The sequence below is a fragment of the Nitrosospira sp. Nsp1 genome, from assembly GCF_900100985.1.
GTDB lineage: Bacteria > Pseudomonadota > Gammaproteobacteria > Burkholderiales > Nitrosomonadaceae > Nitrosospira.
In genome coordinates, this window is sequence record NZ_FMUF01000014.1 from 1 (window position 1) to 24,940 (window position 24,940).

Sequence of the window (24,940 nt, forward strand, 5' to 3'; positions counted from 1 at the left end):
ATCAGCAAGAAATGGACGATGCCGATTCAGAACTGGAAAGCGGCACTAAATCGATTTACCATCATGTTCGATGAGCGTATGCCACAGCATTAAACGATTCCCCGATTACACAAAATCAAGGACACCCTCAGATCGACGGCAGCTTTCAGTTCGGCAACGAAACCTACCTCATCGAAGCCAAGTGGCACGGCAAGCCCATAGGGGTCGCCGAGCTTCATACCTTTCACGGCAAGATCGAACAGAAGGTCTCTATTGCATCCTGTTCTGGCAGCAATCCCGTGACAGCTGCACTCTATCTTTCTGTTAATAATGGTCTAGTTATTTCAGGATTAGGCCGTACTGAAAAATTAGCGCAAAGCTATGGCTGTCTATATGGTAATGATGGAAAGGACAGGCTTTCCCCAATTATGCCGGATGCGGTGTTCCACTATGAATGACAACGTCCTTTATCATTCATAAAGGAGGAGGGAAATGCCTCCAAGAAATCGCCAGCCTCAGACCGCGCAGCCGGAAGCGGTCTCCTCAGGTTCGCCGTAGGGGCTTGATGCAGAGCCTCCACTTCGGGCCATGCATTCCGCCACGACGTCTTCGGGCTCCGGCAATGACATAAGCAATTTCCCAAGTATTCGCTCGGAATCGGTGCCTGTGTATTAATTTCTTTCACTATCAAAGGATTCCCTTTTACTACACCAAAAAGATAATGCTAATACATTGTTTTTTTTAGGTTCGCAGTGTGGCAAAAGGCTGTGGCGAAAAGAATGGGGGAAACTAAGCATGAAAATCGGCTATGCGCGGGTATCGACTGCAGCCTGCAAGAAAACGGGGGAATTTAGGTCGGCCAGCTAAAATTAAACCAAGAGCAGATTAATCACGCGACGGAGATGGTCAAGGAAGGACGGGAAACTGTTTCCGGCATGGCCGAATTGTTGAAGGTGGATCGCACTACTTTGCATCAAAAAGTCAAAGTGGCTTAATCCGATAGTCCATTTTCCACTTCTTCCTTTTTCGCATTTCAAGCCGCCTGCTTTCCGCAGCGGTCGGGCGCGGCCTTGGCTGCGCTGCCGCTTTACTTGCTCCTGAATGGATTACAGATATGTAACTGATATCCTGCGAGCAGTGCAGTCGCCACGATCATTGCATCGTATAACGCAAGTATTTCCTACTTTCCGCCGTTCCATGGCGATGTAGCCTGGATGAGTCGCTCGGCATTATCCTTCGTATCATAAATATTGATATGGGGGCGGCTCTCTCCCGCCTTTTCCATGCGCTCGCGAATTTTGGTTGCCATTTCATTATTACGCTGCACAGCCGGGCGTGCCTCCATGGCTTCGAACCAGCGCATGAAATTGGGGAAAGCAATACTGTCGATGCCGCGGTCCTTATGCCCTTTGCACCACGGATAAGTCGCGATATCGGCGATGGTATATTCGCCCGAAGCGAGCCATTGATATTTACTCAGGCGATTTTCCAGTACCCGGTACAGACGCAGCGATTCATTGTTGTAGCGATCCCGGGCGTACTGATTATCCTTGGCCTGGCCATTGAAGTGATTAGCCTGGCCGAACATGGGGCCGATATGCGCTACTTGGAAAAACAGCCACTGCAATGTGTCATAGTACTTGCGTGCATCCTTTGGCATGAATCTTCCGGATTTCTCGGCGAGATAAACAAGGATAGCGCCCGATTCCATCATTATGTAGGGCCCACCACCAGGTCCGTCCGTATCCACGATGGCAGGAATCTTGTTATTGGGGCTGAGCTTCAGGTGTTCGGGCTTGAACTGTTCACCAACGCCGATATTCACGTCGATATGCTTCCATTCGACTCCTATCTCCTCAAGCATGATCATCACCTTCTGGCCATTAGGCGTTGGGCTCGAATGCAATTCAATCATGATTTCCTCCTTGTTTGCTTAGTGCATCGACGTCAATTATCGGGATAATTCTGCCGTTTCATGGCGGATATATTTCTGCGAACTGCGCAAGGCTTCGGTAAACTGATTCAAAATCAATTTTTTCAAATTAATCAGCGGGAATCATGTTATTCAAAATAATCGGGGTTTTATTAGGTTATCACTTCTTCGGCATTTTCGGCGCATTGATCGGCTATATCGTCGGGGGTATCGTCGACCGTTACATCGCTTACGGCTCGGGTGCGGTCAATCCATTTACGAATGCTCATCGGCAGTCGGTTTTCATCGAAGCTGTTTTTATGCTGATGGGAAAGCTTGCCAAGGCGGATGGCCATATTTCCCAGGATGAAATCACTCATGTTGAAGATTTCATGCAAAAGCTGCACATGTCGTCCGAACACCGTGAGCGCGCGATTGCCCTGTTCAGGCAGGGAGCGGAGCCGGATTTCGATTTCGAGCCGAAGCTGAACGAATTTATTGCTGTTTGCGGACACACCCATAGCCTGAAGCAGATGCTGCTAGTTTACCTCATTGTCATGGCGCTGTCCGACGGGCGGATGGATACGGCAGAGGAGAGCTTATTAAAAGGTATTGCGCTCCGCCTTGGCTATGATCAGCTTGCGTTTTCAAAACTACTGGAGATGGTTTTAAACCAGTCACACTTTGCGGGTGGCCGGGTATCTTCCGCGAACGCGCTGGATGAGGCTTATAAAGCATTAGGTGTAAAGAAGGAGAGCAGCGACCAGGAAATCAAACGTGCCTATCGGAAGCTGATAAGCCAGTATCACCCCGATAAATTGATGGGGCAGGGGGTCCCGGAAGACATGATTGCTGTGGCTACCGCACAAACTCAGGAAGTACAGACCGCTTATGACCTGATTAAAAAGAGCCGCAATATGTAGCCGCTTTTTCCAGAATTTCTCATATTTTCCTTCGCAATACGGTTTTGCTGTTGCCAATGCGGGTGAGGAAAAAATTTCCCCGCCAGATCCTCCCGGCTGATCCCGGTTGCATATTCCAGGGAGATCCTCTCCTGAATCGCTGAATAAATCCACGCCGGAAGCGTGTTCACGTTTCCTCGATCATTACTCTCAACGGCTGACTGAGCAAGCGACGTTCTTTGATTCGTTTGTTGGCTATCGTACAGAACACATCTGCGAGATGAATCAGACTGAGATTCTGATTCTGGAGCCTCGCCGGGATCCACTAAAGGACGGAAGTCCAAGGAGCCTGATCCTTGAATACGCTGGCACAATTGACTGAGGTTTGGCCTCTGGTAGCCTACTTTCTTCTCGTCCTCGCGCTGATGGGCGTAATCCTGTTGCTTTCGCATGTCATTGGCGAACGCCACCAGGGTGGGGCGGCGGATGAGCCGTTCGAGTCCGGTATTGTCACCGTCGGTTTTGCGCGATTGCGCCTGTCCGCCAAATTTTATCTGATCGCAATGTTCTTTGTGATCTTCGACGTGGAAGCCGTGTTTCTCTTTGCCTGGGCGGTTGCTTTTCGCGAACTGGGCTGGGCTGGGTATATCGAGGTGGTTATCTTCATCGGTGTTCTGGGTGCGGCACTGGCTTATTTATGGATGCTGGGCGCGCTGGGCTGGGGTTCCAGCGGACATCGTTCCCATGGACAAAGGGGGGGCGAACGATGCAATGGTCGCTGAGCAAGGCAACCAGGACAACCGAGCCAACCGGACCAACCGGAGCAATCGAGTCCCGCGGGCCCACTGGGTCAATTGAGCCGCCACGCCACCAGCCAGTCATGCGCAGCAACCATGGTATTGAAGAAGACGGGCAACGCAATGTATTGCTGGCGCGGCTGCAAGACCTCGTTGCGTGGGGCCGCAAAAATTCCGTCTGGCCTTACAACTTCGGTCTCTCGTGTTGTTACGTTGAAATGGCCACGAGCTTCACCAGCAAGTATGACATTGCCCGATTCGGTTCCGAAGTGATCCGCGCCTCGCCCCGCCAGGCCGACCTGATCGTCATCTCGGGCACCGTATTCATGAAGATGGCGCCGGTGATCCAGCGGCTTTACGAGCAAATGCTGGAACCGCGCTGGGTTATCTCGATGGGCTCCTGCGCCAATTCCGGGGGTATGTACGATATTTACAGCGTGGTACAGGGGGTGGATGCATTCATCCCGGTGGATATTTATGTTCCAGGGTGTCCGCCGCGTCCGGATGCATTCATGCAGGGCCTGAATCTGCTCCAGGATGCGATTGGCAAGGAAAGGCGTCCGCTGAGCTGGGTCATCGGACCGCAAGGGGTCGAGCGGTCGGACCGGCTATCGCAGCGGGATATCAACAGAACGCGGAGAATGCGCGAGACAGTGTCGCGTAGTCCCGACGAGGTTTGAACCTTGAGCGCGCCTTCATCCAGCGTTGCCCTGGAACAGAACGTTCTCGGCATTCTTGCGGAATTGAAGAGCCGCTTTGGCGCAGCAATCGGGACCACGCAGGAAACCTGCGATGGCATGCCGACACAGTGGGTCGCGCGAAACAGCGTGTGCGATGTTTTGCGCTACCTGAAACTGGAGGCGCAGCGTCCTTATCGCATGCTGTATGACCTTACCGCCATCGACGAGCGCACCCGCGTTCATCGCGACGATCAGCCGGCCAGTCATTTCACGGTGGTTTATCACCTGCTGTCATTCGAGCGCAATACCGATATCCGCCTCAAGCTCGCGCTTTCTGTCGACGATCTGCTGGTGCCCACCGTCACCGGCATCTGGCCTGCAGCGAACTGGTATGAGCGAGAGATATGGGACATGTTCGGCATCGTTTTCACGGGGCATCCACACCTGCGCCGTATCCTGTTGCCGCCCTGGTGGAAAGGCCACGCGCTACATAAGGACCATCCCGCTCGCGCCACGGAAATGGAATCTTTCCGGTTACCGCAGGATAAGGGGGATGCTGAGCAGGAGACGCTGCGTTTCCATCCGGAAGAATGGGGAATGCGGCGTGCACATGAAAGCACCGATTTCATGTTTCTCAACCTGGGACCCAACCACCCTAGCGTCCACGGTGTCTTTCGCATCGTATTGCAACTCGATGGGGAGGAAATCGTCGACGCCGTGCCCGATATAGGTTTTCATCACCGCGGCGCGGAAAAAATGGGTGAGCGCCAGTCCTGGCATACCTACATCCCTTATACCGACCGCGTCGACTATCTGGGCGGGGTGATGAACAACCTTCCCTATGTGCTGGCGGTGGAAAAGCTGGCTGGCATCGAAGTGCCCGAGCGCGTAAAGGTGATTCGCGTGATGATGGCTGAATTTTTCCGCATCGCAAGCCATCTGGTGTTCTATGGGACTTATGCCCAGGATCTGGGCGCGTTATCGCCTGTATTTTTCATGTTCACCGACCGGGAGCGGGTATTCGATATCGTCGAGGCGATTTGTGGAGGCCGCATGCACCCGAGTTGGTATCGCATCGGCGGCGTGGCGCAGGATCTGCCTGATGGGTGGGACCGGCTGGTGCGCGACTTCCTCGATTATCTTCCGCCCCGGCTCGACGAGTATGACAAGATCGCGCTGGGCAATCGCATCTTCAAGGCGCGCAGCCGCGGCATAGGCACCTATACGGTGGATGAAGCGATAGAGTGGGGCGTGACCGGGCCTGGCCTGCGTGCGTGCGGTTTTGCGTGGGATTTTCGCAAGGAGCGGCCTTATTCGGGCTACGACCAGTTCGAGTTCGATATACCCACCGGCCAGCACGGCGATTGTTACGACCGCTGCGCCGTTCGCGCCGAGGAGATTCGCCAGAGCCTGCGCATCATCGAGCAGTGCCTCAACCATATGCCGGCGGGGCCTTATAAGGCGGATCATCCGTTGACTACGCCGCCGCTCAAGAAATACACCCTGCATGACATCGAGACCCTCATCAATCACTTTCTGGGCGTGAGTTGGGGACCGGTCATCCCGCCGGGCGAAGCATTCGTCGGCATCGAGGCGACCAAAGGGAACAATGGCTATTACCTGATCAGCGATGGTAGCACCATGGCCTACCGGGTACGCATCCGCACACCTTCTTTTCCGCACCTGCAAATGATTCCCCTGATCAGCCGCGGGCTGATGATTTCCGATCTGATCGCCATTCTGGGCAGCATTGATTTTGTCATGGCCGACGTGGACCGCTGAGGCGAATATGCTGAGCGAGCAGGAAAGACACGAAATAGAGGCACAGTCGCACCACTACCCGAACAATCGGGCGCTGTGTATCGAAGCACTCAAGATCGTGCAGGCGCACCGGGGCTGGGTGTCGGACGAGGGCATTGCAGACGTGGCTGAAGCCCTGCAAATGGCGGCGGCGGAATTGGAGGGTGTCGCGACCTTCTACAACATGATTTTTCGGAAACCAGTGGGCAGGCATGTGATTTTGCTGTGCGACAGCGTGAGTTGCTGGATCATGGGTTACGACGGGCTGTGTGAACATTTGCATGCACGGTTGGGTATCGGGCTGGGCGAGACCACCGCCGATGGCTGTTTCACCCTGTTGCCGAATGTATGCCTTGGTGCCTGCGACCATGCGCCGGCGATGATGATAGACAGCGCGCATTATCAAGACCTGGACCCTGCCGGGATCGATGAAATCCTGGCGAAATATCAGATGAACGAAATACGGGAAGAAAAAAAGGAAAAAAGAGAGCCGCCTGATGGAAACACCGCTGACCCGTAACATCGCACCGGGAAAAACACCGCCCAATCTCGCGCAGTATGAAAAGGCAGGCGGCTATGCGGCGCTGCGCAAGGCGTTGCGCATGGCGCCCGGCGAAGTGATGGCGGCAGTGAAGGAGGCAAACCTGCGCGGGCGCGGCGGCGCAGGTTTTCCCACTGCTCAGAAATGGAGCTTCGTGCCCATGGGAGACGACGCGCCCCATCCAAAATATCTCATCTGCAATGCGGATGAGATGGAACCCGGCACATTCAAGGACCGCCTGTTGCTCGAAGGCGACCCGCACCAGCTAATAGAAGGCATGATCGTAAGTGCGTATGCGATTCAGGCCGATGTCAGCTACATTTTCCTGCGCTGGGCTTACAAGCTGGCGGCGCAACGGCTGGAGCAGGCGATCGCCGAGGCCTACCGCCAAGGCTACCTGGGCAGGAATATTGCCGACTCGGCGTACAGCCTGGAGCTGCACCTCCACGTCAGCGCCGGACGCTACATGTGCGGGGAAGAGACCGCGTTGCTGAACGCACTCGAGGGCAAGCGCGCCAATCCAAGAGCCAAGCCTCCCTATCCCCAGGTAAGCGGCCTGTGGGGCAAGCCCACCGTCGTCGACAATGTCGAAACACTATGCTGCGTGCCGCATATCGTGAACCACGGCGCGGCATGGTTCAGGAGCCTGAGCCGTTGCTCGGATGGCGGCACCAAGCTGTATGGCGTGAGCGGAAGAGTGAACAAACCGGGACTGTGGGAATTGCCGATGGGCACGCCCATCCGCGAAATTCTGGAAGAGCACGCCGGCGGCATGCGGGATGGATACAAGTTTCGTGGTCTCCTGCCGGGTGGGGCATCGACTGATTTCATGGTCACCGACCACCTTGATGTGGCGATGGATTTTGACTCGATGCAGGCGGCGGGTAGCCGCCTTGGCACCGGCACCATGATTATCCTCGACGACAAGACCTGCCCTGTCGGCATGCTGCACAATCTGGAACACTTCTTTGCGCAGGAATCATGCGGCTGGTGCACGCCTTGCTGGTCCGGGCTGTCGTGGGTGGAACAGATACTGAAAGGCCTGGAAGATGGCAAGGGGCAAGTCTCGGATCTGGAACGGCTCCAATCTCATGCGCGCCTGCTGGGCCCGGGGCATACGTTTTGCGCACTGGCGCCCGGCGCCGCGGAACCACTGCAAAGCGGCCTCAAGTATTTTGGAGACGATTTCGACCGGCACATCCGCGAGAAACGGTGTCCGTGGAGATGAAGATGGCGACGATCCACATCGACAATCGACCCTATCCCGTGAAAGACGGAGAAAACCTGCTGCAACAATGTCTTTCACTGGGGCTCAACCTTCCATATTTCTGCTGGCACCCCGCATTAGGCTCGGTAGGCGCGTGTCGGCAATGCGCCATCAAGCAGTTCAAGAACGAAGAGGACAAGCACGGCAAGATTGTCATGGCCTGCATGACGCCAGCCACAGACGGTGCCCGCATCTCGATCGAGGATCCCGAGGCGCGGGAATTCCGCACAAGCATAATCGAATGGCTGATGGTCAACCATCCGCACGATTGCCCGGTGTGCGATGAGGGCGGCGAATGCCATCTGCAGGATATGACGGTAATGACGGGGCATACTTATCGCCGTTATCGCGGCCGGAAGCGTACCTTTCACAACCAGAACCTCGGTCCTCTCGTTAACCACGAGATGAACCGCTGCATCCAGTGCTACCGCTGCACACGCTTCTACCGCGACTATGCCGGCGGACGTGATTTCGATGCGCTGGTGCTGCGCAACCAGGTCTACTTTGGCCGTCATCAGGACGGTACTCTTGAAAGCGAGTTCAGCGGGAATCTGGTGGAGGTCTGCCCCACCGGTGTTTTCACCGACAAGTCCCTGAAGCAGCATTACACGCGCAAGTGGGATTTTCAGACGGCGCCTTCAGTATGTGTGCACTGCGGGTTGGGCTGCAACACGATCCCCGGCGAGCGCTACGGCACATTGCGTCGAATTCACAATCGTTTCAATGGCGCGGTCAACGGCTATTTTCTATGCGACCGCGGACGTTACGGGTACGACTTCGTCAATAGCGAACAGCGTATCCAGCGTCCGGCTCTGCGGAAAGACCGAAGCGCACCCTTGCAGTCCATCAGCAAAGGTGAAGCCATACAGTTTCTGGCCGGGCTGGTGGCCAATGGAACCAGGACAATTGGTATCGGGTCTCCGCGCGCCTCGATCGAAGCCAATTTTGCGTTACGCACGCTGGTTGGGCCCGAACGGTTTTATGCCGGCGTTTCCGAACAGGATGGTCGTCTACTCGCTTCCATGCTGGATATTCTGGGGCAGGGTCCGGCACGTTCGCCATCATTGCACGAGGTGGAGCTTGCCGACGCCGTTTTGGTGCTGGGCGAAGATGTAACCAATACCGCGCCGCTACTGGCGCTTACGCTACGCCAGTCGATCCGGCGCCAGCCGCAGAAAATTGCCGAGAAGATGCATATTCCACACTGGAACGACCATGCGGTGCGTGCGGCAGTGCAGCAGGAGCGGGGGCCGCTATTTGTCGCTGCCATCGCCGCCACCCGGCTCGACGATGTTGCTACGGAGATGTTTCGCGGGGTTCCCGACGATTTGGCCCGTCTCGGGTTCGCAGTGGCGCATGCACTCGATTCGAGGGCGCCGCCGGTACCGGACCTACCGGATACGATACGGACGCTGGCCGATACCATCGCAAAAGCGCTAAAGGCCGCGGAGCGCCCTCTCGTCGTTTCCGGCATGGGTTGCGCCAGCGCGGCCGTCCTGGAGGCGGCAGCCAGCGTGGCGTGGGCGCTATGCAATACGGGGCATCCGGCGGAGCTTTGCTTCGCGGTTCCTGAATGTAACAGCCTGGGTGCGGCCATGATAGGCGGCGCCACTCTCGAACTGGCGTTCGAGACAGTGCTTGGCACCGCTGCATATACAGGGATCGCAGCCGACACCGTTATTATCCTGGAAAATGATCTTTACCACCGCGCTGACGCTGCAGCAGTCGATCAGTTCCTCGCGGCCGCAAGGAACGTTGTGGTCATCGACCATATCAGCCATGCGACCAGCGCGGGGGCGGACATGGTGTTGCCAGCCGGTACTTTCGCCGAGACGGACGGCACGCTGGTGAATAATGAAGGCCGGGCGCAGCGCTTCTTTCAGGTGTTCGTCCCCCAGGGCGATATTCAGGAAAGCTGGCGTTGGGCGCAAGATCTCATAACGGCAGCCGGGGTTGATAAAGACGATCCCTGGCTGAACCTGGACCAGGTGACTGCCGCCTGCGCTGCTTCAATTCCAGGATTACAACCTATTTTGCGAGCTGCGCCGACGGCAGATTTTCGCATTGATGGCCAGAAGGTCCCCCGCCAGCCACATCGTTACAGCGGGCGCACCGCCATGCTGGCGAACATCGACGTGCATGAACCCGAGCCACCCGAAGATCCGGATGCGCCGCTCTCATTCTCGATGGAAGGATATCCGAACCATCCTCCGCCGGCGCTCAATCCGCGTTTTTGGGCACCCGGCTGGAACTCGGTACAGGCACTCAACAAATTTCAGGACGAAGTGGGGGGGGCGCTCACCGGCGGGGATCCGGGTGTGCGTCTGATCGAGCCGCTACCGGCCGGAAAAGTCGAGTACTTTACCAACATACCGTCAGCATTCGAGCGGCGCGCGGGCGAATGGCTGGTCGTGCCGCTCCGTCATATCTTCGGCACAGAGGAGTTGAGTGCGCTCGCGCCTGCACTTGCAGAACTTGCGGCAAAGCCATACCTTGCGCTCAATCCAGGCGATGCGGCGGAGCTCGGCCTTGCCGCCGGAGACGACTCGCAACTGCAGTTAAAACGGAATTCCGGCCAGAAGTATAGGCTGCCGGTGCGGTTGGAGCCCGGGTTGCAGCGCGGCTCCGCCGGCATCCCTGTCGGTTTGCTGCCATTGGCTGGAATCGTCGTGCCGGCATGGGGCAAGGTGACAAGGATGGGGAAGGAGACTCCATCATGAGCGAACTGGCGCTTGCCTGGTCGAACGTGATCCTGATTCTGGCCGTTGTGTTCAGTTTCGCGGCGCTGTTGTCCTGGATCGAGCGTCGCCTGCTCGGCGTCTGGCAGGACCGCTATGGGCCGAACCGGGTCGGACCGTTCGGTCTGCTGCAGATCGTCGCCGATGCGATCAAGCTCCTCGCCAAGGAAGACTGGGTGCCGCCGTTTGCCGAAAAAACCCTGTTCGTGCTGGCGCCGGTAATCATCGCCATCACCGCGTTGCTTGCGTTCGCCGTTGTGCCCGTTGCGCCGGGCATCGGCGTAGTCGATCTGAACATTGGCTTATTATTTTTCCTCGCCATGTCCTCGCTGGGGGTTTACAGCATTGTTCTGGGCGGATGGGCCTCGAATAACAAATACTCACTGCTGGGCGGATTCCGGGCAGCGGCACAGATGCTGAGCTACGAGGTCTTCATGGGGCTCTCGCTGATGGGCGTGGTCATGCTGGCCGGCTCGTTCAATCTGCGCGATATTGTCGCGGCGCAGGAAGACCTGTGGTTTTGCATTCCGCAGATCCTCGGGTTCATAACCTTTACCGTTGCCGGCATTGCCGAAGCGCGCCGGCTGCCTTTCGATCTCCCAGAGGCGGAGAACGAGTTGGTCGCCGGTTTCCACACCGAATACTCCAGCATGAAGTTCGGGCTGTTTTTTATCGGCGAATACGTTGGCGTCATTCTCATTTCGGCGATGATGGTGACACTGTTCTTTGGCGGCTGGCTGGGGCCGCTATTGCCTCCATTGATGTGGTTTCTGCTTAAAACCTTCATTGTCATCGGTTTCTTCATTCTTTTGCGAGCGTCGTTGCCACGGCCCCGCTACGACCAATTGATGGCCTATGGCTGGAAAGTGATGCTGCCCCTCACCCTGGTCAATCTGCTGGTCACGGGGGCGATCGTATTGGCATGGGAATCATGAGAGTGCCGGGTGCTGCGGCTTGAGGAGAAAAATGACATGTGGAATTCTCTGAAAACGATGTGGACGATCTTTCTGCACATGTTCCGGCGCCGGGTAACGATCCAGTACCCGGACGAAAAGCCTGTTATTCCGCCCCGCTGGCGCGGCCGCATCATCCTGAGCCGCGACCCTGACGGAGAAGAACGTTGTGTGGCTTGTTATCTCTGCGCCGCGGCGTGTCCGGTGGACTGCATCGCGCTCCAGGCAACGGAAGATGAATACGGGCGGCGCTACCCGTCATTCTTCCGCATCAATTTTTCCCGCTGCATTTTCTGCGGTTACTGCGAAGAAGCCTGTCCCACCGACGCGATCCAGCTTACGCCAGACTTCGAGATGGGTGAATACGACCGGAAAAACCTGGTGTACGAAAAAGAGGATCTGTTGATCGATGGCACTGGAAAATACCCCGGCTATAACTTCTACCGGATGGCGGGCCTTGCGATCAAGGGCAAGGATAAAGGCGATGCCGAGGACGAGGCGCCGCCCGTGGATCTGCATCGCCTGTTGCCTTGAATTCCGAAACAGAATTGGAAGCACGGAGGCGCCATGGAATTCACATTTTATCTTTCCGGAGGCATCGCCATCGCGGCAACGTTGATGGTCGTCGTGGGCTTGAGCGCCGTGCATGCGCTGCTCTACCTGATCGTCTCCCTGCTTGCCGTGGCAATCGTATTTTATGTGCTGGACGCACCCTTTGCGGCCGCGTTGGAAGTCATCATTTACGCAGGCGCGATCATGGTGCTGTTCGTGTTTGTCATGATGATGCTCAACCTCGGCAAAGCGGCGGCAGCCAAGGAGCGGGACTGGCTGAATCCCGGCATGTGGGCTGGGCCCGCTCTCCTGGCGGCGCTGCTGCTGGCTGAGCTGCTCTATATCCTCACGCAAGGCGGCAGCACGCTCACCGGCGCTGCGGTGGTGGATGCGAAGGAGGTCGGCATCATCCTTTTCGGTCCCTATCTGCTGGGTGTTGAACTTGCTTCACTGCTGTTGCTGGCAGGATTGGTAGGCGCCTGTCATCTGGGGTGGCATGAAGGCCTGCGCGGGAATGGGCGCGACCATGAGAACCGCTGAGGCCATTGCCGCGATCCCCATGCATCACGGGCTGATGCTGGCGGCAATCCTGTTCGCATTGGGGGTGATCGGTGTCCTGGTACGGCGCAACCTGATTTTCATCCTGATGTCGATCGAGATCATGCTCAATGCGGCGGGGCTTGCCTTCGTGGTTGCCGGTGCGCGGTGGGAGCAAGCCGATGGCCAGGCGATGTTCATCTTCATCCTCGCGGTGGCAGCGGCGGAAGTCTCGGTCGGCCTCGCACTGCTGCTGTTGCTCCATCGCCGCTTCCAGACCCTGGACGCCGACGCGGTGAGCAAGATGCGGGGATAACATGCTGCCCCTGCTCTGGCTTATTCCCACGCTGCCTCTGGCCGGTTTCCTGGTGCTGGCGCTCAGCGGAAAATATCTGGGGCATCGCAGTATTGCGGTAATTGGGACGAGCTCGGTGGCGCTCTCGGCACTCATCGCCATCCTGATCGGGATAGACTTCATCGCTGTGCCACCGCCGGGCTTTGTCTTTCGGCAGGAAGCATGGATCTGGATTGCTGTGGCCGGTTTCTCGCCAGGGATCGGCTTTTATCTCGACGCGTTATCACTGGTGATGGTCCTGGTCGTGACCATCATCAGTTTCCTGATCCACCTCTATTCGACGGAATTCATGACTGGCGATGACGGCTATGCGCGCTTTTTCGCCTACATGAATCTCTTTGTCGGTTCGATGTGTATCCTGGTTCTTGCCGACAATCTGCTGTTTCTTTACCTTGGCTGGGAAGGGGTGGGGCTTTGCAGCTATCTACTGATCGGATTCTGGTATCGGGATTCTGGCAACGGGCGCGCGGCGCGCAAGGCATTCATCGTTACGCGAATCGGCGATACCGCTATGGCGCTCGGTCTTTTTCTGCTGTTTACCCATCTGGGAACTCTTGATATCCAGTCGTTGATGCAGCGTGTGACGCAGCAGTGGCCGGAGGGATCGGAACTCGCTATTCTCGCTGCAGCGCTTCTGCTTGGCGGTGCGGTGGGCAAATCTGCCCAGTTCCCGCTACAGGTCTGGCTGCCTGACGCAATGGCCGGCCCCACGCCGGTGAGCGCGCTGATGCATGCTGCGACGATGGTAACGGCAGGCGTCTATCTGATCGCCCGCACGCATGTGCTCTTTTCGCTTGCGCCACCCGTACAACTGGCGGTAGCAGTAATAGGCGCCCTTACCCTGCTGCTGGCGGGGTTCAGTGCACTTGCCCAAAAAGACATCAAGCGCGTGCTCGCGTATTCGACCATCAGCCAGATCGGCTATATGTTCCTCGCGCTAGGGGTGGGCGCCTGGTCGGCAGCCATCTTTCACCTGATGACTCACGCCTTCTTCAAGGCTCTGTTGTTCCTGAGCGCAGGTGTGGTCATCATGAGCCTGCACGAGGAACATGATATTTTCCGGATGGGTGGGCTCAGGAAAAAACTTCCCGTTGCATTCTGGACTTTTCTGATTGGCAGCGCATCGCTCGCGGCGCTACCGCTCGTTACTGCGGGCTTCTACAGCAAGGACCTGATTCTTTGGCAGGCCTGGTCGTCAGCAGGAGGGAATCCATGGTTATGGGCTGCGGGATGGGGAGGTGCAATATTGACTGGCCTCTACATCTTTCGCGTGGTGTTTCTCGTTTTTTTTGGCGAAGCGAGGGCTGCGACGCCCCCCGATACCAGACGGCCAGGGCTGCGCATAACTATACCGCTTATAGTTCTTGCCGCATTCTCTATAGTCGGCGGATGGATTGAAACTCCACCTTTTCTCGGCAATTTAACGCTGTTTTCCAGCTTTGTTCAGCATGCCTTGCCGCCGGCTCAGGTCGTTCATGACGGTAAAAATGACGAAACCATTCTGGAACTGCTCGCAATGGCTGCCTCTCTTGGCAGCATCGCGTTGGCGTACCTGTTGTTTCTGAGATATCCCGCCTTTCTCCATGGACTGATGCTGATCCCGGCATTGGCAAGGATCCGGAAGTTCTGGCATTTTGGCTGGGGTTTCGACCGGTTTTACGAGTTCCTGTTCGTCCGGCCCTATCTCTGGCTTGCGTACGCCGATCGGAACGACGTGATCGACAATATCTACAAAATGGCGATTTCATTCACACTTAGGTGGCTCCAGAAGGTCGATCGGCACGACGTGATCGACTATATCTACAGCGGCCTGGCCGAGCTTTGTCTGTTTCTCTATCGCGCCTTGAGTGCAACGCAAAGCGGACAGGTACGCCGCTATGCGGCGGCGATTGCCGCCGGATCGATCGGTATTATATTCATCGGGATATTCGCATGATTCTCCCCACATTAATTTTCATCCTGGTGGCCGGCGGTGTGCTGTCATGGGTGGTTGAACGCTGGCACCCAGGCTCTGCGAAGTGGGTTGCGCTGGCTACGGCGGGCATCGAGCTCGTATTGACGATATGGCTTTGGCTGCAGTCTGCCAGCGCTATGGCTCTTCCCGCTCACGGAGGGTGGCTTGCCGAGATCAGGGCGGAGTGGATTCCGCGTTTCGGAGTGAGCTTTCATCTAGCCATGGATGGAATAAGCCTCATCCTGGTCGTGCTGACCGCTTTTCTGGGGGTGGTATCGGTGGCATGTTCCTGGACGGAAATCCAGGAGCGTGCCGGGTTCTTTTACTTCAACCTGCTATGGACTTTGGCAGGGGCGGTCGGCGTATTCCTTGCGCTGGACCTGTTCCTGTTTTTCTTCTTCTGGGAGCTGATGCTGGTGCCGATGTATTTCATGATTGCGATCTGGGGCCATGAGAAGCGGCAGTATGCATCGATCAAGTTCTTCATTTTCACCGAGGGGAGCGGTCTGTTCATGCTGGTGGCAATTCTTGCGCTGGTATTCATCCACTACGGCAGCACTGGAGTCCTGACATTCGATTATTTCGAGCTGTTGAATACGGCCATGTCTCCCTCCACCGAGCTGTGGATCATGCTCGGCTTTTTCATTGCGTTCGCAGTCAAGACGCCCATCGTGCCATTTCACACCTGGCTGCCGGACGCACATACCGAGGCGCCGACAGCAGGAAGCGTGATTCTTGCAGGTGTGCTACTGAAAACCGGAGCCTACGGGCTATTGCGCTTCGTTGTTCCGCTATTTCCCCAGGCGGCGGGGTATTTTGCCCCGGTGGCGATGGCGTTGGGAGCAATCGGAATTCTCTACGGGGCTTTCCTGGCGTTCGCCCAGACAGATTTCAAGCGCCTCGTGGCCTACACCAGCGTGAGTCACCTGGGTTTTGCGGTGGTCGGGATATTCGCCTGGAATCCTTGGTCGCTTGGGGGGGCCGTGATGCAAATGATCGCGCACGGCATCAGTACGGGAGCACTGTTTGTAATTGCTGGCATTTTGCAGGAACGGACCCACACACGCGATATGCGTCGCTTTGGAGGCGTGTGGGGCGTCATGCCGCGCCTGGCGGCGATGGGATTGTTTTTTGCCATTGCCGCGCTTGGGCTGCCGGGAATGGGTAATTTCGTCGGGGAATTCCTGGTACTGATGGGATTATCCCGCGTCAACAGCGTGCTGGCGTCTGTCGCGGCCGTGGCATTCGTAACCAGTGTCGTGTATGGGCTTGCGCTCGTGCAGAAAATTTTTCATGGCGAGAATACGCATGGTTGGCAACTACATGATCTATCAGGCCGGGAAATGGCGACCCTGTATTCAATGGCGGCCATTACCCTATGGCTGGGGCTGTACCCGCAACCGGTGCTTGATACGGCAGCGCTCGCCATTGATGGTCCGCGGAACATTGCGACGGGGCAATATCACTCGGGTGCCGAATGATCCTGACGCACTCCGATCTGCTAGTCTTGCTGCCGCTCATCATTGTTGCGGCAAGTGCGGTGTCGGGGATGCTCGTCGCTGGTTTTTATCGCCGTTCACAGCCGGTGATGGTGCTGACGCTGCTCGGGCTGATCATCTCCCTTGCGGCGTTGCCTTTGGCGGCAAGTTTCGGGCCGCGTCAGGTTACCCCGCTGCTGATCTTGGATAACTACGCGCTGTTCTACATGGGCCTCATCTTTGCTGCGACCTTTGTCGTCACTGTTCTCTGCTATCGCTATTTCGGCGGCCGGGAAAGCCACCATGAAGCGCTTTATATCCTGCTGCTGCTGGCTGCGCTCGGCGGTGCGGTGCTGGTGGCGAGCAGCCATTTCGCCTCACTTCTGCTCGGGTTGGAGTTGCTCAGCGTTTCGCTTTTTGCGCTGATAGCCTACCCCCGAAGCGCCGAGCGTCCACTCGAAGCAGGCATTAAATACCTGATTCTGGCAGGCTTTTCCTCGGCATTCCTGCTGTTCGGCATGGCGTTGATCTATGCGCAACTGGGTACGATGCAGTTCGCGCGGATTGGCGCCCTGCCTGCCGTCTTTACGCAAGGGCTCGACGCTTATGGACTTGCCGGGCTTGCGCTGATCCTGGTCGGCGCCGGATTCAAGCTCGCGCTGGTGCCATTCCATATGTGGACGCCAGACGTGTATGAAGGCGCGCCTGCACCGATATCCGCGTTCATTGCAACGGTTTCGAAAGGCGCCATGCTTGCGATGCTGCTACGTTATTTCGTCACGGCGGACGCGCACCAGTCGCAATCGGTCGTGATGGCGTTGAGCCTCGTCGCAATCGTTACGATATTGGCAGGAAACCTGCTCGCCTTGCGCCAGGATAATATCAAGCGAATTCTTGCCTATTCATCTATCGCACAGCTTGGCTATCTGCTGGTCGGGTTCCTGGCGTTCGGCGCGATGGCGGTCGAGGCAGTGGCATACTACCTGGCCGCTTATTTCATTACGATGCTGGGTGCTTTCGGCGTTGTTACGGTATTGTCCAGGGGGATGCCGGAACAGGACAGCGATATGCTTACTGACTACGCCGGCTTGTTCTGGCGCAGGCCTTGGCTCGCGGGCGTACTTACCGCCATGCTGCTGTCACTTGCAGGTATTCCGCTGACAATGGGGTTCATTGGCAAGTTCTACGTACTTGCAGCCGCCATCGGTGAATCCTTGTGGCTGCTCGTCATCGTTCTTGTGGTTGGCAGCGCAATGGGGCTCTACTACTATTTGCGCATCATTGCAGTCATGTGCGCATACGGCCCGGAGGCAGCCTCTGGACCAGGCACGCCCGCGGTACCGGCTTCGCTTGCGGAAAGTGTAACACTGGCGTTGCTGGCATTACTTCTGATAGGGCTGGGCGTTTCTCCGGGCCAGTTCATCCATGTGCTGGAAACAACGGTTGCGCACCTGACTTGATCAGCATCTGGTTTGATTATATTCGTAGCTATACTCACAGCTTCAGCGATTCTACATACCCGGTCATTTCAAAATAACCGCGGCCCGCGGGTTTGCCATCGCGGCTTACCGTGACCGCGCCTTCCCAATAAACCGCACCCGTCGATTGCCGGGAATCGAGCTCCTGGTCGTCTTGCAGTGGCGTCAGCAGCCATACGGTCGAGCCGGTTTGAATTCGCATTTCCACCGGATAAACGGCGTCCGTATGCGGGGAGCGCCAGGTACGCTGCGGCTGAAAGCTTACCTGGTCCGGCTCGAACCGCGTAAAGCGGCCGGAAGCATCGCGGATTCCCGCATATGCCCATACTTTACGACCGTCTTTTCCGCGAATCAGAAATGCCATCAGGGAAGAGCCATCATCGAGATTGGCGCCTACCCAATCCCATCCCTCGGCGCTGGGATCGAGATAGGCGGTGGACCACTCATGGTCGAGCCAGGCAATACCCTTGACAGCCGTCTCCTTGTCGTTGTGAGTGACGGTTCCCGTCACTTGCAGCTGCGGTTCACTATAATAATAACTGGCTTGTTCCGGTAGCGGCCCTTTGTGTGAAAAGCCGTTGTCATCCTGCAGCATTGGCTTTTGCGTGGGTGTCAGCGAGAAGCGCAGCATGAAGTCGCGTGCCTTTATAGTCGTCTGGTAGCGACCATTTTCCTCGCGCAACATGTACCAATCACCCAGCTTCACATCCGTATCGCCTTCTTTGGTATAAGCCAGGCCAAGACCCTCGCGCGCGCTTTTCTGGTCGTGCAACAGTTTACCTACCGCAGGATCCGATAACGCCGCGTGTGCGATGATGAGTTGTTTGGGAGCAAAACGGCTCGGATTGGCCCGGTTGTGCTCGGTTGCCACACGGAAAAACGTGATCTGGAAGCCAAGCGGTTTTTTGTCTGGCGTTTCCAGCCAGCCTGTGACATACCACCACTCGTTGCGGAAGTCGGGGTGAGACCCGAAATCCTGCGGAAAGACGAGGGGCACGCCCGGGACAACCTGGGAAAATCTGGGCGGCTCAGCGGAGGTGGGTGTAGCCAGGAACCCGGCAATAAATAATGTGACGACCATGTTCAGTATCCGCACCGACCCTTTCGTGATGCCGAAAAGCCGGTATTTTCGCTTGCGGGAAGAACCGATATGGGCAGCGCTGCATTTCAAAATTTCCATCACCAATCCTCCCTTACTGCACGTATTGCATTGCCTGATACCGCGTGGCGGCCCGATAGCAGCGCGGTCAAAGCGGCCGATGCCGTTAATACAAAAGCTACCGACAGCAATCCTCTCCATGGCAGGTTCAACTGCATGGTCCAGTGGAATGATTGAGGATTGACAATGAAGACGAGAATGAGGCTGATGCAACCGCCAAGCGCGAAGCCGAGCACAATGCCCAGCACAGTCACGAGGCCGCCTTCTACCGCCAGCATCGCCAGGATCTGGCGGCGGGTCGCGCCGATGTGGCGCAGCATGCCGAATTCCTTGCCGCGTGCCAAAGCTTGTGCCGAAAAACTTGCTGCGACCCCGAGCAGCCCTATGACGATCGCAACCATTTCCAGCAGGTAGGTTACCGCAAAGCTTCGGTCGAAAAATTTCAGGCTGGACGCGTGTATCTCGCTGGGTTCAGAGAATTCCAGCGCATCGCCGAACGGCAAGCGCTTCATCGATGCAATTGCCTGCTCAGGTGTAACGCCTTCTTGCAGCCAAACCGCGGCATCATTTACTTTGTTGTCCCCGGACAGCGCCTGGTAATCCGTCAACCGCATCTGTATCGCGCCGAATTGCCGCCCATAATCGCGCCATACCCCGGCGACGACGAAAACGGGGGGAGGGGTCGCTAGTGGCAGCGTTACCCGTGTGCCTGGCGTATAGCCGTATAGATCAACCATTGCTTCGGATACCCAGATCGGTATCGCATCCTTCGGCAGCAAGGCAGGTGCGACCACTTCGCCCGTCATCGGCAGGGTATTGCCGGGATCGGCCACGTCAATGGGCCGGGCAATCAGCGCGATGCTGGGCCGGCGTGGATCGAGCGTCAGTTGCGATGAGCGAAAAAAGTCCGCACGAGAGATACCGGGCGTGGCCGCGAGCGTCGCCATCTCATCTGGAGTAAGACCGCGCGTATCTCCGCTCGTTGCCGTCTTTACGTATAACTGGGCAGGCAGGATATGTTTCAACCAGTCATCGACCGAAACGCGAAAACTGGCGACCATGATCGCCATCGATACCATCAGCGTAAAGCTGGCCAGGACGCCGCCCAGCGCGATAGAGGCCTGATTGGGGGCGTTGGCCAGCCGGGCCAACGCCAATAACGGCATGGCTCGGGATGTGCGTTTGCTTATGGCGGAAAACACAGCGGAGAAAATCAATGCCGACAGACGCGGCATGAGCGCAATGCCGCCTATCAGCAACAGCACCACCGCAAGATAACCAAAGATCGGCAATTCGAAAATTGGCGGCAACTGCGTGAGCACACCCGCCAACGCCAGACATACCAGGGCAGGCCAGGACGTAGCCAACTTCGAGAGTGCGGCATCTTCGCTACCGGACTTCAGCGCCGGCGCCGGTTTGGCGGTTGCCGCTTCCCAGGCGGGCGCGGCGCTACCCAGCAAGGTGGTGCTGAGTCCCAGAAAAAAAAGGAACGTCGCTACCACCGGGTCAAAATGCACGCTCGGTTTCACCCCGGAAAAAAATCCGCTTCCCAGGTCTCCACCAAAAACATGCAGCGCGGTAGCGGCCGCTACGTAACCCAAGGCGAGACCCAACAGCGAACCAACGATGCCAAGAGAGCCCCCCTCCAGCAAAATTTGACCCAGCAGTTGCCGTCGCGTCAGCCCAAGCACACGCAACAGAGCGAATTGGTGGCGCCGCCGAACGACCGAAAGTGCCTGCGTCGAGAATACCAGGAATGTGCCGGTGAACAGCGCCACCATGGCAAGCATGTTCAGATTGACGCGATAAGCGCGCGACATATTGGCAACACGGGTTTCCTGATCCGCGGGTTCCGTGACCAGAAATTGTCCGCGCAGTTCCAGTTCCTGTTCAAGCGCTGCCTTGAATGCGGCATGACCGATACCCGGCACCAGTTTCAATTCGATGCGCGATAACTGGCCGATACGCTGGAAGCGCCATTGCGCCGCGCCGATATCCATCACGCCGATCCGTTGCCCTGCGCGGGCCCGTGTCAAACCACCGGCAACCCGTAGTGTGATAGCCTGGGTTCCGACGCGCAATTTCAGTGGATCGCCTAATTTTACGCCCAGCCATTCCATTGCAGCAGGAGACAGGAAGATGGCGTCGTCCGCCAGGATATCGAAGAGCTTGTCTTCAGCCGGGATGCCGATCAGGTCCGGCGTCATGATCGAGGCGCGAAAAATATCCAGCCCGAGAATTTTCAGGGTGGCGCCCTTGTTTTCGTCGCGATTGCCGGGGATGGCGACATCGAGCTCCAACACCGGATTGGCGAGTTCGACACCATCATATTCTGCCAGAGCCGGGAAAAGCGATTCATCGAAGGTGGCTTGTGCGCCGCGCACCTGAAGGTCGGATTGACCGGAAACACTTCTGGCGGCGGCCGAAAATTCATTGAAGGCGGCCGCGTTGATCAGATGTATCGCAAACCCGAGCGCCACCCCTATCGCGATTGCAGCGACGGCGACCGCGGCTTGCGACCGATGGGCCCGCCATTCGCCCCACAACAACCAGCGGGAAAGCGCGTCGCTATGCGTCAGCTTCGCCATCTGCTTTGAGGTGATGCTGCCGAACTTTCCGGGTTTAATGGATGCAATCCATCTTTTGTCAGCACCAGCACGCGGTCTGCCGTTGCCGCTGCTGCGAGCGAGTGAGTAACAATAATGCCGGAGGCGCCGTTCGCCTTGATTTCGGCGCGCATCAGAGTGAGGATGTCGTGGGCCGTATCCGGGTCGAGGTTGCCCGTGGGTTCATCCGCCAGGATCAGCTTCGGGCGGTGGACCAACGCTCGGGCGATGGCGACGCGCTGTAACTCGCCACCCGACAGTTGGCGCGAGAAGTGGTCTCCTCTGCCGCTTAGGCCAACAGCGAGCAGCATTTGCTCGGTTCGCTCCGCGGCTTCTTCGGCCTGAATACCATTCAACAGCAAGGGCAGGGCGATGTTCTGGCTCAGCGTCAGATGCGGCAGAATGTGAAAAGCCTGAAAAATGAAGCCGAATTCCTTGCGTCGCAACCGCGTTGCCGCATCGTCATCCAATGACGACATGGCGATGCCGTCAATCAGCACTTCGCCCGAGTCCGGGGCGTCCAAACCGGCGATCAGGTTCAATAGTGTGGATTTACCGACCCCGGACTCGCCCATGATCGCCACATACTCGCCGGCGTCGAGAATATAGGACAAATCGGCCAACACCCGCCGTCCGCTCGCATAGGCTTTTCCGATATGGCGCAGTTCCAGCATGAAGGACCTTAACTGCCCGCTTGCCGGATGGCGCGGTACGCAGCCATATGACGTAACGATGTCGATAACGATGGCGTCGTCGCATCCACGGAGCAGACAGGATAGAAGGCAGGAAATGGAAATTGCATGAGACTGTTCATTGGGAGGAAAACCCTATTGTACTTCGAACTGAAAATCATAAAACCGGCTTTCTCCAGCTACGTTTCGAGCATTCGTCTCGAAGTTGCTTGACGAACACATGCAATGGTGCTTTTTTCCTTTGCCAAAATTCTTTAGCAGAAACTGGGGGGCGGCAGATAGTCTATGTTTTGTTAACACAATAAGCGCTTCGACGATCAGGCGAAGTATATGAAGCCAGTGAACATTACATCCCGCTAGTGCGGATAAGCGCCTCCATGCGCTTCCCTTCGCCCTTCTTGCGTCAGCCGTTGGTAAGATCATCCCATAGGAGATACACGCCATAAGCTCAATTGCGCAGCATCGTCGCCTCTTGTGGATACGACGAATGACGTGATTTGGTCATAAGGACGGTGATGCGCCATTCGGCCTCCTTGGTCACGGCGGCATAACTTCAAGTTTTTGTGTTACGCATGGACGGCCTCTTTCTTGATATCTTTCAAGGTTAGAACTTTGGCCAGCGTATTTTCAGGCTCAGTCTCGGCCATAACAAGGTCATAGTGCGTTTGAAGATTCAGCCAGTAATTCGGTGTCATGTCGAAGAAACGAGCAAGACGCAGGGCTGTATCGGCAGAAATACCGCGCCTTTTCAAAACAATGTCGTTTAGGCGCGTACGGGGAACGCCTATAGCATTTGCCAAGGCATATACGCTAATACCAAGCGGCTCTAGAAACTCCCCTTTGAGTATCTCGCCGGGATGAGAAATCAGGTTCCTGCGGTTGTCTTTTGTAATCACTACCTTAACTCCTAGTGATAGTCTTCGATTTTTACATCGTGCGCATCGCCATCTCTCCAGATAAAACAGATGCGCCATTGTTTATTTATACGGATACTATGCTCAGCCTTCCGCTCACCCTTCAGCTTTTCCAACTGATTGCCGGGAGGAACGAGAAGATCCTTTATATCTTCGGCCGCGTGCAGTGCCTGAAGACGGGCATAAGCTCTTTTTTTAAGAGTTGCTGGAAGTTTTCGGTTTTTACCTGTAAGCCAAAACTCTTCTGTCTCTTTGTCTTTAAAACTAAGCATCATAATATATTAACGTAACGAAAAACATTACGTATGTCAAGAGCCCGGTACTCAGGCCCGGCCAAAGGTAGCGATAATTTCATCCGTGAACTGTGCGTACATATCCTTCAGGATTTATTCAGAGATTCTCCTGGTTGTTCAGGCGCCTTCCTCCGGTGGCTTCACGGTTCTAAACATCCGAAGCAATAGCAAGTCATAGATAATTTTCAGCCCGCCCGCGATAACCAGCGGCCAGCCGAACGACGATATGCTTAACAGGTAACCAGCCAGAAAAGGACCTGCGGCGGATGCCAGGCTGCGCGGAACCGAGGTAATACTCGCTGCCGCCGCGCGTTCCGCCGGGGGCACGATCGCCATGACATATGAGCTTCGCGCCGGCACATCCATTTGCGAAAGACCGCTCCGTATCAGCAATAGTGCAATAGCCCAGCCCAGCGTCGGCATGAATGGGATGAGAATCAAAAGTATATTCGCGGGCAAATGCGTAAATACCATCGTATTTATCAATCCAAACCGGTTGGCAATGCGAATCGCCGCGAGATAGGAGAGCGCGGAGAATATACCGGTCCAGAAAAAAATAGTCCCGGCCATCGAAATGGAAAGCTGAAACTTCTGGAACAACCATAACGCCAGCATAGCCTGCACCACAAAGCCGCCGCCAAATGCATCCAGGCTGAATAACGCAGCGAGAGTAAAGACGATCTTTCTGGATTTCTTCAATGGAGCGGAGCGGGCCTTGTTTGCGGTTCCCGTCTCGGTAGCTCCGGCTTCTTTTGGCAGGGTTGCATAAATTGCCGCGCACAACAATCCTATTATGCCGTACAACACAAACATGGCTTGCAGTGAGTCTCTGGCATCGATCTGGATTGAGGCCGCTGCAAAATCAGGTAACCCGGCAGCGAGCGCCCCAGTGGCTGCCACAAGGGCACCGACCATGCTATACCGCACGAAGACGGCGGTGCGCTGGCGGTCCTCCACAAATCGAGAGAGGACCGCATGCTCAAGCGGTAAAAACAGGCTGACGTCGCCGCTGGAAGGGTTCAATGTCCCTACGAAAGCCACCAGCAGCAAGGGCCAGAACTCAGTGATGGCCGCAAAGCTGAAGCCGGTTGCGGCCATCAGCGCAGTCGCCGTCAGCAACAACGCCTTATAGGTGAAGCGATAGGCCTGGAAACCAGCCAATAATGTCACGATGCCGGAGCCGATCAGGGTGGCGGTCGTGATGATACCAACCTGAAACGGATTCATGCCCAGCTCGATCAGATAGATCGGCAGCAGCAGACTGACGTAGCCATCGCCAAAGGCCCGCAGGCCGCGAACCCATAAAATGCGGGTGAGAATGGGTGAGTTCACTTCAAGCTCAAGCGTGAAGGA

General features: G+C 56.5%; 22 protein-coding genes. 15 read left to right on the forward strand and 7 right to left on the reverse strand.

Translation table 11 applies throughout. The features are described 5' to 3' along the window. Positions 1-278 precede the first annotated feature (278 nt). Entirely contained in the window at positions 279-437 is a 159-nt protein-coding gene (locus BLP78_RS15590) for a hypothetical protein (protein WP_176752837.1), read from the forward strand. A gap of 722 nt (positions 438-1,159) precedes the next feature. Here BLP78_RS15590 and BLP78_RS09825 read toward each other — a convergent pair. Then, complete coding sequence (locus BLP78_RS09825) at positions 1,160-1,894, reverse strand: glutathione S-transferase family protein (protein ID WP_090458819.1); 735 nt, start codon at positions 1,892-1,894, stop codon at positions 1,160-1,162. 143 nt (positions 1,895-2,037) lie between these two features. Here BLP78_RS09825 and djlA point away from each other — a divergent pair, with 143 nt between their 5' ends. The 14 genes from djlA (at position 2,038) to BLP78_RS09895 (ending at position 17,905) form a co-directional block, all read left to right on the forward strand. Further along, positions 2,038-2,814, forward strand: a complete 777-nt coding sequence (djlA, locus tag BLP78_RS09830) for a co-chaperone DjlA (RefSeq protein WP_090458821.1) — start codon at positions 2,038-2,040, stop codon at positions 2,812-2,814. Between the two features lie 335 nt (positions 2,815-3,149). After that, complete coding sequence (locus BLP78_RS09835) at positions 3,150-3,575, forward strand: NADH-quinone oxidoreductase subunit A (RefSeq protein WP_305367056.1); 426 nt, start codon at positions 3,150-3,152, stop codon at positions 3,573-3,575. A 98-nt stretch (positions 3,576-3,673) separates the two neighbouring features. After that, positions 3,674-4,270, forward strand: a complete 597-nt coding sequence (locus tag BLP78_RS09840) for a NuoB/complex I 20 kDa subunit family protein (RefSeq protein ID WP_090458920.1) — start codon at positions 3,674-3,676, stop codon at positions 4,268-4,270. 3 nt (positions 4,271-4,273) lie between these two features. Further along, positions 4,274-6,052, forward strand: coding sequence for an NADH-quinone oxidoreductase subunit C/D (gene nuoC / locus BLP78_RS09845; RefSeq protein ID WP_090458823.1), 1,779 nt, complete (start codon positions 4,274-4,276; stop codon positions 6,050-6,052). A 7-nt stretch (positions 6,053-6,059) separates the two neighbouring features. Beyond that, positions 6,060-6,590, forward strand: a complete 531-nt coding sequence (gene nuoE / locus BLP78_RS09850; protein WP_090458824.1) for an NADH-quinone oxidoreductase subunit NuoE — start codon at positions 6,060-6,062, stop codon at positions 6,588-6,590. Then, positions 6,568-7,839 carry an NADH-quinone oxidoreductase subunit NuoF gene (gene nuoF, locus BLP78_RS09855; protein WP_090458826.1) on the forward strand — a complete coding sequence of 424 codons (1,272 nt, stop codon included), beginning with the start codon at positions 6,568-6,570 and terminating at the stop codon, positions 7,837-7,839. The genes nuoE and nuoF overlap by 23 nt, the downstream gene beginning before the upstream one ends. A gap of 2 nt (positions 7,840-7,841) precedes the next feature. After that, the gene (gene nuoG, locus BLP78_RS09860; RefSeq protein WP_090458827.1) at positions 7,842-10,598 is read left to right on the forward strand and encodes an NADH-quinone oxidoreductase subunit NuoG; all 2,757 of its coding nucleotides are present in this window, start codon (positions 7,842-7,844) and stop codon (positions 10,596-10,598) included. Beyond that, a complete protein-coding gene (gene nuoH / locus BLP78_RS09865) occupies positions 10,595-11,551 on the forward strand; it encodes an NADH-quinone oxidoreductase subunit NuoH (RefSeq protein ID WP_090458829.1) in 957 nt (318 codons plus the stop codon). Before nuoG ends, nuoH begins: the two co-directional genes overlap by 4 nt. A 36-nt stretch (positions 11,552-11,587) precedes the next feature. Beyond that, positions 11,588-12,103 (forward strand): NADH-quinone oxidoreductase subunit NuoI, encoded by a 516-nt coding sequence (gene nuoI / locus BLP78_RS09870; protein ID WP_090458830.1) that lies wholly within the window; start codon positions 11,588-11,590, stop codon positions 12,101-12,103. Positions 12,104-12,136: 33 nt separating this feature from the next. Further along, entirely contained in the window at positions 12,137-12,661 is a 525-nt protein-coding gene (gene nuoJ / locus BLP78_RS09875) for an NADH-quinone oxidoreductase subunit J (RefSeq protein WP_090458832.1), read from the forward strand. Positions 12,662-12,665: 4 nt separating this feature from the next. Then, on the forward strand, positions 12,666-12,974 hold the full coding sequence (gene nuoK, locus BLP78_RS09880; RefSeq protein WP_090458922.1) for an NADH-quinone oxidoreductase subunit NuoK: 309 nt from the start codon (positions 12,666-12,668) through the stop codon (positions 12,972-12,974). Position 12,975: 1 nt separating this feature from the next. After that, positions 12,976-14,949, forward strand: coding sequence for an NADH-quinone oxidoreductase subunit L (gene nuoL, locus BLP78_RS09885; RefSeq protein ID WP_090458833.1), 1,974 nt, complete (start codon positions 12,976-12,978; stop codon positions 14,947-14,949). Further along, positions 14,946-16,448: an NADH-quinone oxidoreductase subunit M gene (gene nuoM / locus BLP78_RS09890; protein ID WP_090458835.1), complete on the forward strand. Its 1,503-nt coding sequence runs from the start codon at positions 14,946-14,948 to the stop codon at positions 16,446-16,448. Before nuoL ends, nuoM begins: the two co-directional genes overlap by 4 nt. Next, entirely contained in the window at positions 16,445-17,905 is a 1,461-nt protein-coding gene (locus tag BLP78_RS09895; RefSeq protein ID WP_090458837.1) for an NADH-quinone oxidoreductase subunit N, read from the forward strand. The genes nuoM and BLP78_RS09895 overlap by 4 nt, the downstream gene beginning before the upstream one ends. A 34-nt stretch (positions 17,906-17,939) precedes the next feature. Here the strand turns inward: BLP78_RS09895 and BLP78_RS09900 are convergent, their stop codons facing one another. The 6 genes from BLP78_RS09900 to BLP78_RS09925 form a co-directional block, all read right to left on the reverse strand. Further along, entirely contained in the window at positions 17,940-19,103 is a 1,164-nt protein-coding gene (locus BLP78_RS09900) for a lipocalin-like domain-containing protein (RefSeq protein WP_371128872.1), read from the reverse strand. After that, entirely contained in the window at positions 19,103-21,670 is a 2,568-nt protein-coding gene (locus tag BLP78_RS09905; protein WP_090458839.1) for an FtsX-like permease family protein, read from the reverse strand. Before BLP78_RS09905 ends, BLP78_RS09900 begins: the two co-directional genes overlap by 1 nt. Then, positions 21,658-22,362, reverse strand: a complete 705-nt coding sequence (locus BLP78_RS09910) for an ABC transporter ATP-binding protein (protein ID WP_176752838.1) — start codon at positions 22,360-22,362, stop codon at positions 21,658-21,660. The genes BLP78_RS09905 and BLP78_RS09910 overlap by 13 nt, the downstream gene beginning before the upstream one ends. A 584-nt stretch (positions 22,363-22,946) precedes the next feature. Beyond that, positions 22,947-23,276 (reverse strand): HigA family addiction module antitoxin, encoded by a 330-nt coding sequence (locus tag BLP78_RS09915; RefSeq protein ID WP_256330202.1) that lies wholly within the window; start codon positions 23,274-23,276, stop codon positions 22,947-22,949. A gap of 11 nt (positions 23,277-23,287) precedes the next feature. Continuing rightward, on the reverse strand, positions 23,288-23,569 hold the full coding sequence (locus BLP78_RS09920; protein ID WP_090458845.1) for a type II toxin-antitoxin system RelE/ParE family toxin: 282 nt from the start codon (positions 23,567-23,569) through the stop codon (positions 23,288-23,290). A gap of 135 nt (positions 23,570-23,704) precedes the next feature. Next, complete coding sequence (locus tag BLP78_RS09925) at positions 23,705-24,919, reverse strand: MFS transporter (RefSeq protein ID WP_090458847.1); 1,215 nt, start codon at positions 24,917-24,919, stop codon at positions 23,705-23,707. Between the last annotated feature and the right edge of the window lie 21 nt (positions 24,920-24,940).